Annotated in this window: 10 protein-coding genes; 8 read left to right on the forward strand and 2 right to left on the reverse strand. The window is 73.2% G+C overall.

Annotated features, from left to right (window positions below):
* Nucleotides 1-93 precede the first annotated feature (93 nt).
* Nucleotides 94-1,257 (forward strand): MFS transporter, encoded by a 1,164-nt coding sequence (locus tag EAD89_RS29125; RefSeq protein ID WP_121677930.1) that lies wholly within the window; start codon nucleotides 94-96, stop codon nucleotides 1,255-1,257.
* Nucleotides 1,258-1,270: 13 nt separating this feature from the next.
* On the opposite strand, the gene EAD89_RS29130 is transcribed toward EAD89_RS29125, so the two are convergent.
* Nucleotides 1,271-1,627 (reverse strand): STAS domain-containing protein, encoded by a 357-nt coding sequence (locus EAD89_RS29130; protein WP_121657236.1) that lies wholly within the window; start codon nucleotides 1,625-1,627, stop codon nucleotides 1,271-1,273.
* Nucleotides 1,628-1,792: 165 nt separating this feature from the next.
* On the opposite strand from EAD89_RS29130, the gene EAD89_RS29135 reads away from it, so the two are divergent.
* From EAD89_RS29135 to EAD89_RS29160, 6 genes are read left to right on the forward strand one after another with little or no spacing between them, the layout of a single operon-like run.
* Nucleotides 1,793-2,653 carry an STAS domain-containing protein gene (locus EAD89_RS29135; protein ID WP_121677927.1) on the forward strand — a complete coding sequence of 287 codons (861 nt, stop codon included), beginning with the start codon at nucleotides 1,793-1,795 and terminating at the stop codon, nucleotides 2,651-2,653.
* Nucleotides 2,653-3,063, forward strand: coding sequence for an STAS domain-containing protein (locus tag EAD89_RS29140; RefSeq protein WP_121657234.1), 411 nt, complete (start codon nucleotides 2,653-2,655; stop codon nucleotides 3,061-3,063). Before EAD89_RS29135 ends, EAD89_RS29140 begins: the two co-directional genes overlap by 1 nt.
* Nucleotides 3,060-3,479: an ATP-binding protein gene (locus EAD89_RS29145; protein WP_121657233.1), complete on the forward strand. Its 420-nt coding sequence runs from the start codon at nucleotides 3,060-3,062 to the stop codon at nucleotides 3,477-3,479. Before EAD89_RS29140 ends, EAD89_RS29145 begins: the two co-directional genes overlap by 4 nt.
* Nucleotides 3,476-4,489, forward strand: coding sequence for a SpoIIE family protein phosphatase (locus EAD89_RS29150; protein WP_121677931.1), 1,014 nt, complete (start codon nucleotides 3,476-3,478; stop codon nucleotides 4,487-4,489). The genes EAD89_RS29145 and EAD89_RS29150 overlap by 4 nt, the downstream gene beginning before the upstream one ends.
* The gene (locus EAD89_RS29155; RefSeq protein WP_121677928.1) at nucleotides 4,486-5,847 is read left to right on the forward strand and encodes a sensor histidine kinase; all 1,362 of its coding nucleotides are present in this window, start codon (nucleotides 4,486-4,488) and stop codon (nucleotides 5,845-5,847) included. Before EAD89_RS29150 ends, EAD89_RS29155 begins: the two co-directional genes overlap by 4 nt.
* A gap of 2 nt (nucleotides 5,848-5,849) precedes the next feature.
* A complete protein-coding gene (locus EAD89_RS29160) occupies nucleotides 5,850-7,388 on the forward strand; it encodes a SpoIIE family protein phosphatase (RefSeq protein WP_121677932.1) in 1,539 nt (512 codons plus the stop codon).
* Nucleotides 7,389-7,416: 28 nt separating this feature from the next.
* Here EAD89_RS29160 and EAD89_RS29165 read toward each other — a convergent pair whose 3' ends face one another.
* The gene (locus tag EAD89_RS29165) at nucleotides 7,417-8,256 is read right to left on the reverse strand and encodes an AraC family transcriptional regulator (RefSeq protein WP_121677929.1); all 840 of its coding nucleotides are present in this window, start codon (nucleotides 8,254-8,256) and stop codon (nucleotides 7,417-7,419) included.
* Nucleotides 8,257-8,287: 31 nt separating this feature from the next.
* On the opposite strand from EAD89_RS29165, the gene EAD89_RS29170 reads away from it, so the two are divergent.
* Nucleotides 8,288-8,773, forward strand: a 486-nt coding sequence (locus EAD89_RS29170; protein ID WP_121677933.1) for a TIGR03086 family metal-binding protein, incomplete at its 3' end; no start/stop codon positions are given.

Raw genomic sequence — 8,773 nt, forward strand, 5'->3', positions numbered from 1 at the left:
CCGCCGGTCGCCGGGTGGGTCCGACGGCCCGTCCCGGGGTCGCTCGCCAGGGCGGGGGCGGGAGGCGCCGGAGCGGCGGTCGGTGGCGCGCTCGTGCTGGTCGGGATGCTGCTGGTGGCGCTCAACCTGCGCGCCGCGGTGACCAGTCTCGGCGCCCTGCTCGACGAGGTCCGCGACGGGCTGGGGCTCTCCGGAACCACCGCCGGTCTGGTCACCACCCTGCCGACCATCGCGTTCGCCGGTCTCGGCGCGCTCACCCCGTGGCTGGTCCGTCGGGTGGCGCCGGCCCGGATCCTGGTGGTCGCCATGCTCGCCCTCGTCGCCGGGCAGGTGCTCCGGGTCGCCACCGACTCGGCCTGGATCTTCCTGCTCACCAGCGCGTTGGCGCTGGCCGGCATCGCGGTCGCGAACATTCTGCTGCCGATGCTGGTCAAGCAGCACTTCCCGCACCGCACCGGCCTGGTCACCGGGGCGTACACGATGGCACTGACCGCGGGCACGACGGTGGCCGCGGCCACCGCGGTGCCGATCGCGCACGCCTTCGGATCCTGGCGGGCCGGGCTCGGCATCTGGGCCGCGATGGCGGCGGTGGCCGTACTCCCGTGGGTGCCGCTGGCACTGCGAACCCGGGCGGCCGCGCGGCGGGCGAACCCGACGGTGGCCGTCGCCCCGACGGCGCGGGTCCGGCCGGCGCGCACGCGCCTGGGCTGGGCGATGGCCCTCTACTTCGGCGCCCAGTCGCTGAGCGGGTACGCGATCATGGGCTGGCTGGCCCAACTGTTCCGGGACGCCGGCTACCAGCCCGAGTCGGCGGGGCTGCTGCTCGCCGGGGTGACCGCGCTCGGCGTGCCGATCGCGCTGCTGATGCCCACCGTGGCTGGCCGCCTGGCGACGCTGCGCCCGCTGGTGCTCGGGCTGACCACCGCGTCGGCCCTGGCGTACCTCGGGCTGGCGCTGGCCCCGCACGGCGCCGCCCTGCTCTGGGTGATCCTGCTGGCGATCGGCCAGGGCGCGTTCCCGATGATCCTGACCACCATCGGCCTGCGCGCGCGGACCGCCGAGGGCACCGTCGCGCTCTCCGCGTTCGCGCAGAGCACCGGGTACGTGATCGCCGCCCTCGGCCCGATGCTGGTCGGCATCCTCTACGAGGTCACCGGCGGCTGGACCGCGCCGATCGGATTCCTGCTGGTCGCGCTCGCCGTGCAGACGGCGGCGGGCATGGCGATCGCCCGTCCCCGCTACGTCGAGGACGAGTGAGGAGCGGCAGCGGTCAGGAGGAGGCCGGCGTCGGTTCGCCGGCGACGGCCTGATCCACCGTCGGGTAGGTGTGCAGCACCTCGACGAGGCCGCTCACCTCCAGGATGCGCAGCACCCCCCGCTGCGGGGCGGCCAACCGCACCACGCCGCCGGCCTCGTCGCAGCTGTTCTTGGCGCGGACGAAGACCGACAGGCCGGTCGAGTCACAGAACGAGACCTCCGCCAGATCGAAGACCAGCCGGTTGCGGCCCTTGTCGAGCAGGTCGGTGATCTGGTCCTGCAACTGCGGCGCGGTGGCCATGTCCAGCTCGCCCGCGACCGACACGACGACCACGTCGCCGCGTTGTTCCGTGTGCACCGTCAAGGACATTCGCCAGACCTCCTGTTATCGGGGGAACGGTATCCCACGACGGGGGTCACACGCAGAACGGGAGCCGGGATCCGGTGGCCATCATCATTCCGTTGCTACGGGGCAAGTAGTGCAGCAGCCCCCGGTGATAGAGTCCGCCCGGTCCAGGTCGAGGGGGGTTTCGCAATGGCGTTGAGCGCCGAGGAAAGTGGTCGGCTCGCCGCGCTGCTCGGCGGTCACGCCGAGCGGGTCACGCAGCGGTGGACCGAGATCGTCGCCGGTTCGTTGCGCGGCCGGTTGAGTCAGGCCGAGCTGCGCCGGCAGGTCCAGGATCTGCACAGCGCCATCGTCGCCACCGGCGAGCACGGCGCGATCGACCTGTCCGCCGAGAGCGCCGCCGAACTGCGCGCCGCCCTCTCCGACCTGTCCCGCGGCCGGGCCCGACAGGGCTTCTCCGCCACCGAGACCGCGATCAGCGTCTTCGCGCTCAAGGACGTGCTGGCCGGGCTCGTGGAGGAGGCCGGCGGCGACAACGCGCTGCGCGACTACATCGCCTTCTCCCGTCTGATCGACGAGATGGGGCTGTTCACCTTCGAGAGCTTCGTCCGCACCCGGGAAAGCCTGATCGCCGACCAGGCCGAGCAGCTGCTCGAGCTCTCCACGCCGGTGGTGAAGCTCTGGGAGGGCGTGGTCGCCGTCCCGCTGGTCGGCACCCTGGACTCGGCCCGGGCCCAGGTGGTCATGGAGCGGCTGCTGCAGACCCTGGTCGACACCGGCTCCCCGTACGCGATCATCGACATCACCGGCGTCCCGGCGGTGGACACCCAGGTCGCCCAGCACATCCTGAAGACCGTGGTGGCCGCCCGCCTGATGGGCGCCGACTGCATCATCTCCGGCATCCGGCCGCAGATCGCGCAGACCATCGTCGCGCTCGGCATCGAGTTCGGTGACATCGCCACCAAGGCGAGCCTTGCCGACGCGCTGCGCCACGTGCTGCGGCTCAACGGGGTGGAGACCGCCCGCCGCCAGCCACGCCGGGACGTCTGATGGAACGGGTTCCGATCCTCAAGATCGGTGACATCCTGCTCGTCTCCATCCAGCTCGACATGTCCGACCAGACCGCGGTCGCGCTCCAGGAGGACCTCGCGGAGCGGATCGTCGCCACCGGCTGCCACGGCGTCATCATCGACATCACGGCGCTGGACATCGTCGACTCCTTCGTCGGGCGGATGCTCTCCACCATCGCGTCGATCTCGAAGGTGCTCGACGCGGAGACGGTGGTGGTCGGGATGCGCCCCGCCGTCGCCATCACCCTGGTCGAACTCGGACTGTCGCTGAACGGCATCCGTACCGCCCTGAACGTGGAGCGCGGCATGGAGCTGATCGCGGCGGCCCGCGCCGACGAGCTCGACTACCAGCTCGACGACGATCCGGACGCCGAGACGGCCACGCCGTGACCGCGGGCATCGACCTGGGCCACCCGCAGGCGCAGGCGATCCGGAGCGACGAGGACGTGGTGCGCGTCCGGCAGCTGGTCCGTGGCGTGGCGGTGGCCGTCAAGCTCTCCCTGGTCGACCAGACCAAGGTGGTCACCGCGGCGAGCGAGCTGGCCCGCAACACCCTGGTGTACGGCGGCGGCGGCACGGTGGAGGTGGCGACCGTGGACAACGGGCGGCGCCGGGGCGTACGCATCGTCTTCGCCGACTCCGGGCCCGGCATCCCCGACCTCGACCTGGCCTTCACCGACGGTTACACCACCGGCGGCGGTCTCGGCCTCGGTCTCAGTGGCGCCCGGCGCCTGGTCGACGAATTCGAGATCGAGACCTCCCCGGAGACCGGCACCCGCATCACGGTCACCAAGTGGTCGCGGTGAACGGGGACCCGGTCACCGACAGCGGCATCTGGTTCCGGGTGGAGGCCGGGAGCACGGCCAGCGCCGTCCGGCGCGCGGCCGAGCGCCTCGGCGAGCAGGTGGAGCTGGGCCAGGCGCGCATCGCCGACCTGGCCATCGTCGCCGCGGAGCTGACCAGCAACCTGGTCAAGCACGCCGACGAGGGTGTCCTGCTGCTCCGGCCGGTACGCCGGGCGGCGCAGGCCGGCGTGGAGTTGGTGGCCATCGACGCCGGACCCGGCATGGCCGACCTGAGCGTCTCCTCCCAGGACGGGCACTCCACCACCGGCACGCTCGGCATCGGTCTGGGCGCCATCGCCCGGCAGGCCAGCTGGTTCGACGCGTACTCCCTGCCCGGCCGCGGCACCGTCCTCGCCGTGCAGGTCTGGCCGGCCGAGCCGGCCCAACCCTCCTGGGCCGGCGCCCTCACCCGGCCGCTGGCCGGTGAGACGGTCAGCGGCGACGGGTACGCCGTCCGGGTCGCCGAGGGCCGGCACCAGGTGCTGGTCAGCGACGGCCTGGGGCACGGCCCGCTGGCCGCCGCCGCCACCGACGCGGCGCGGACCGCGTTCCGCGACGCGCCGGCCGGCCCGCCGGCGGCGGTCGTCAGCCATCTGCACCGGGCCATGTCGTACACCCGCGGCGCGGCGCTGGCGGTCGCCGAGCTGGCGCCGGAGGCCGGAATGCTGCACTACGCCGGGCTGGGCAACATCGCCGGCGTGGTGATCGAGGGCGACGGCCAGCGCCGGGGGCTGGTGTCGCTGCCCGGCATCGCCGGGCACCAGCGGCCGACGGTCCGGGGGTACGAATACCCGTTCGGCCCGGGTGCCCGGCTGGTGATGCACAGCGACGGAGTGGTCGACCGCTGGCGGTTGACCGACTACCCGGGCCTGGCCGAGCGATCCCCGCTGGTGATGGCGGCGACACTGCTGCGTGACGCCGGCGTGCGGCGCGACGACGCCTGCGTGCTGGTCGCGAGGTCCTGGGCATGACCGGGGAGCCGTCCACGCAGCCGCTGCTGCAGATGGCGCTGCGGGTCGAGCAGGACATCTTCGTGATCCGCCAGCGGGGCCGTGAGGTGGCCGCGGTGGTCGGCCTGGAACACCAGGACCAGATCCGGATCGCCACCGCGCTCAGCGAGGTGGCCCGGGACCTGCTCCGCTCGGTCGGGGGAGCGGACGTCTCCTTCCACGTCGACGCGGGCGCCGACGGCCGGTTCCACCTCCGCGCCGACCTGGCTCCGGCGGCCCCGCTGCCGAACGGCCGGTACGAGCCGCAGTCCGGCGCGGTGTCCCGACTGGTCGACACGCTGAGCGTGTCGACCGCCCAGGGGGCTACGGTCGTGAGGATGTCCCGACGAGTCCCGGCCAACGCGCCGACGCCGACCCCGGAGCGGCTCGCCGAGTTCCGCGCCGAACTCGGCCGTACCGCGCCGGCCAGCGCGCTGGACGAGCTGACCGTGCAGAACGGGCAGCTGATCTCGGCGCTCGACGAGGTGCGCAGCCAGCGCGACGAGCTGGCCGTGCTGAACGAGGAGCTGGCCGAGACCAACCGGGGCGTGCTGGCGCTCTACAACCAGCTGACCGAGGAGCTGGAGGAGACCAACCGGGGCGTGGTCGCCCTCTACGCCGAGCTGGACGAGAAGTCGGCCCAGCTGCGCGCGGCGAGCGAGTCCAAGAGCCGGTTCCTGGCCAATGTGAGCCATGAGCTGCGCGCCCCGGTGACCGCGATCATCGGGTTGGGGCGGCTGCTCTCCGACTCCGCCTCCGACCCGCTCACCGTCGAGCAGGCTCGCCAGGTCGACCTGATCCGCTCCTCGGCGACCGACCTGCTCACGCTGGTGAACGAGCTGCTCGACCTGGCCAAGGCGGAATCCGGCCGGATCGAGCCGGACTGGGCCGAGGTGGACCTGCGCCCGGTCTTCGGCCAGCTGCGCGGCACGCTGCGCGCGCTGGCCAGCCGGCCGGAGGTGGAGCTGGTGGTCGAGGAGCCGCCCGCGCCGGCCGTGCTGCGCAGCGACGAGGTGCTGCTCGGTCAGGTGCTGCGCAACCTGCTGCACAACGGGTTGAAGTTCACCGAGCGGGGCGAGGTGCGACTGCGGGCCGAACAGCGCGACGACCGGTGGAGCTTCACGGTCAGCGACACCGGCCCGGGTATCGCCCCGGAGCTGCACGACCGGATCTTCGAGGAGTTCTACCAGGTGCCCGGCGCGACCCGGGTCGGCGGCACCGGCCTCGGCCTGCCGTACGCCCGGCGCCTGGTGACGCTGCTCGGCGGGACGCTGGAGTTGACCAGCGAGCCGGGCCGGGGCAGCGCCTTCACGGTCTCCCTACCCGTGGGCGGAGCGTGACCGTGGACGGCGGGCCGGCGACCGTCCTGGTGGTCGATGACAGTCGTACAAAGCGTTACCTGCTGGTCAGCTGGCTGACCCGGGCCGGCTTCACCGTGCTCGAGGCGGAGAACGGCGCCGAGGCGCTGGCGCGGGTCGAGGTGGACCGGATCGACCTGGTGGTGCTCGACGTCCGGCTGCCCGACCTGAGCGGCTACGAGGTCTGCGAACGGATCAAGGCGGCGCACCCGGCGATGCCGGTGATCCACGTGTCGGCGCACGCCGTGGACGTCGCCGACCGCGCCCAGGGCCTGACCCGGGGTGCCGACGCCTACCTGACCGAGCCGATCGAGCCGGAGGAGCTGATCGCCACCACCCGGGCGGTGCTGCGCTACTACCGGGCCCGGCAGCGCGCCGAACTGCTCGCCGAGCGGCTGCTCGGTCTGGCCGACACAACGGTGGCGGTGCACGCCGCGCCGACCTTCACGCGGCTGCTGGAGGCTGCCGCGGCGGGCGCCGCGCAGATCTTCAAGAGCCCGGCGGCGGTGATCGCCGAGACGTTCGACGGTGACTGCCTCGCCGGGATCTGCGCCGGGCCCGGCGCCGAGGCCACCGTGGTGCCGTGGATCGTCGACGACACCGGGGTGCCCACCGGCTCCACGGTCCGGGTGGACGCGCCGGCGAACTGGGGGTTGCTCGACTGGCCGGCGAACGACTCGGTGACCGTGGCCGCCGCCCGGCTGCGCGAGGACCGGGCCCCGCTGTACGTGGTGGTCCCGACCGCCACCCAGACCGCCCGGACCCCGGTGCTGGTGCAGCTCGCCCAGGCGGTGGCGGCGGCGGTGGAGGCGCAGCGCTCGTTCGACGAGGAGCACCGGATCGCGGTGACCCTTCAGCGCAGCCTGCTCCCACGGCGGCTGCCCGACGTGGCCGGTCTGGACCTCGCGGTGCGCTACGAGCCGGCCAGCGCCCAGACCGAGGTGGGCGGTGACTTCTACGAGCTGGTGATGCTCGACGGGCACCTGCTGCTGGCGATCGGCGACGTGGCCGGCCACTCGCTGCACGCGGCGACGGTCATGGCCGAGCTGCGGCACGCGGTGCGGGCGTACGCGGTAGAGGGGCACCAGCCCGGCGAGATCCTGCACCGGGTCAACGAGCTGATGCGGACCCTGCTGCCGGACGAGCTGGCCACCCTCTGTGTGCTGCTGCTGCACCCGCCGTCCGGGCGGGTCCGGCTGGCCAGCGCCGGTCACCTGCCGCCGGTGCTCAGCCTGGACGGCAAGGTCGAGTTCGTGCAGCACTCGGCCCCGCTGCTCGGCGTCCGCGCGCCCCGTCCGGCCGATCTGGAGTTCGTGCTGCCGGCCGGGGCCACGCTGGTGTTCTACACCGACGGGCTGATCGAGCGGCGGGACGCCACCATCGACGAGGGGCTGTCCGCACTCGCCGCGGTGTCCAGGACGGTGGACGCCGACCTGGAGCGGTTCTGCACGCGGCTGTTGGTGGAGCTGGCCCCACCGGAGATCCAGGACGACGTGGCCGTGATCGTGCTGCGCCGCCACTGAACCGGCGTCGGTCCGGTCCGCCGGGCACTCAGTGGACCGATCGGGCGTAGGCGGCGGGTGACACGCCCGCGACGGCCGTGAAGTCACGGACCAGGTGGGCCTGGTCGCTGTAGCCGAGGTCGGCGGCGAGGCCCGCCCAGTTCAGCGGGCCGCCGGCGGCCTGCTCGACGGCCTCCTGGAGGCGGTAGCGGCGGATCACCCACTTCGGGCCGACCCCCACGTACTCGGTGAACAGCCGTTGCAGCCGGCGGACCGGGAGATCGTGGCGCTCGGCGAAGTGGTCGACCCGCAGCACCGTCCGGTCCGTCCGGATCGCCTCGGCCAGCCGGACGGCCTCCTCGACCGCCGGGTCCGGCTCGGGCGCCCAGCCGATGAGCACGGCGTCCAGTGCACGGCGGCGCTCGTCGTCGGTGCCCGCGCACACCGGACCGTCGGGCGGGGCCAGCCGGCCGACGGGCAGTGGCAGCCGGCGGCCGGTCAGCTCGGCGACCGACCGCCGCCAGAACGGGTGGAAGCCACCGGGCCGGAACTGGACGCCACAGACCCGGCCGGTGCCGGTGAGCGTGATCCGGAACAGGGTGCGGCCCACCCCGGCCACCTCGCCGGTCTCCGGCCCGGTGCCGGTGCGGGTGCCGGTGCCGTGGCCGTCTTCGGTGCTGTCGCCGTCGCGTCGGAACACCACGTTCACCGCCGGGTGCGGCACGATCCGCTGCTCGAACGGCGCGCTCAACGCCCAGTCGATCAGCCAGTAGTGCTCGACCCAGGGGCGTAGCGACTCCGCCGGCAGGTGCCGGCGAAAACGCACCTCGCGCAGCAACCGCCCAGGGTCGAGGATGCCCCGGCTGTCGCCACGCGGTCGCTGTCGCATTTCTTCAAGACCACCCTCATACGCTGGCCCTATGGCCACTCAGACTAGCGATCTGCTGGCGGCTGCCGCGCCGCGAACCGTCGACGTGGTGCGCGGCATCGCCGACGACCAGCTCGACCTGCCCACGCCGTGCCGCGACTACGTCGTCCGGGATCTGCTCAACCATCTGTTCGAGGTGGTGGTGAACTTTCAGGAGCTGGCCGTGAAGCGGCCGGTGGAATGGTCCGCGAAGCCCGACCACCTGACCGACGACTGGCGGGACCGGTTCGAGACGGAGACCCGTCGACTGATCGCCGCCTGGTCGGATCCGTCCACCCTGGAGGGCGTCTCGCCCGGCATGGGCATGCCGCAGACCGTCGTCGGCGGCATGGCGCTGCTGGACCTGACCGTGCACGGCTGGGACCTCGCCGCCGCCACCGGCCAGGCGTACGAGCCGGCCCCGGAGGCGGTGGCCGAGCTGCACGGCCTGGTCGAGCAGTTGGGCCCCACCGCCCGCAAGATGGGCGTCTTCGCCGAC

It is taken from the genome of Micromonospora sp. BL4, assembly GCF_003667505.1.
Lineage (GTDB): Bacteria > Actinomycetota > Actinomycetes > Mycobacteriales > Micromonosporaceae > Micromonospora.

Bases quoted from the DNA above. Each gene is read 5' to 3' on its own strand.
- EAD89_RS29130 (WP_121657236.1), bottom strand. From the start codon at position 1,627: ATGTCCTTGACGGTGCACACGGAACAACGCGGCGACGTGGTCGTCGTG.
- EAD89_RS29135 (WP_121677927.1), top strand. From the start codon at position 1,793: ATGGCGTTGAGCGCCGAGGAAAGTGGTCGGCTCGCCGCGCTGCTCGGC.
- EAD89_RS29140 (WP_121657234.1), top strand. From the start codon at position 2,653: ATGGAACGGGTTCCGATCCTCAAGATCGGTGACATCCTGCTCGTCTCC.
- EAD89_RS29155 (WP_121677928.1), top strand. From the start codon at position 4,486: ATGACCGGGGAGCCGTCCACGCAGCCGCTGCTGCAGATGGCGCTGCGG.
- EAD89_RS29165 (WP_121677929.1), bottom strand. From the start codon at position 8,256: ATGCGACAGCGACCGCGTGGCGACAGCCGGGGCATCCTCGACCCTGGG.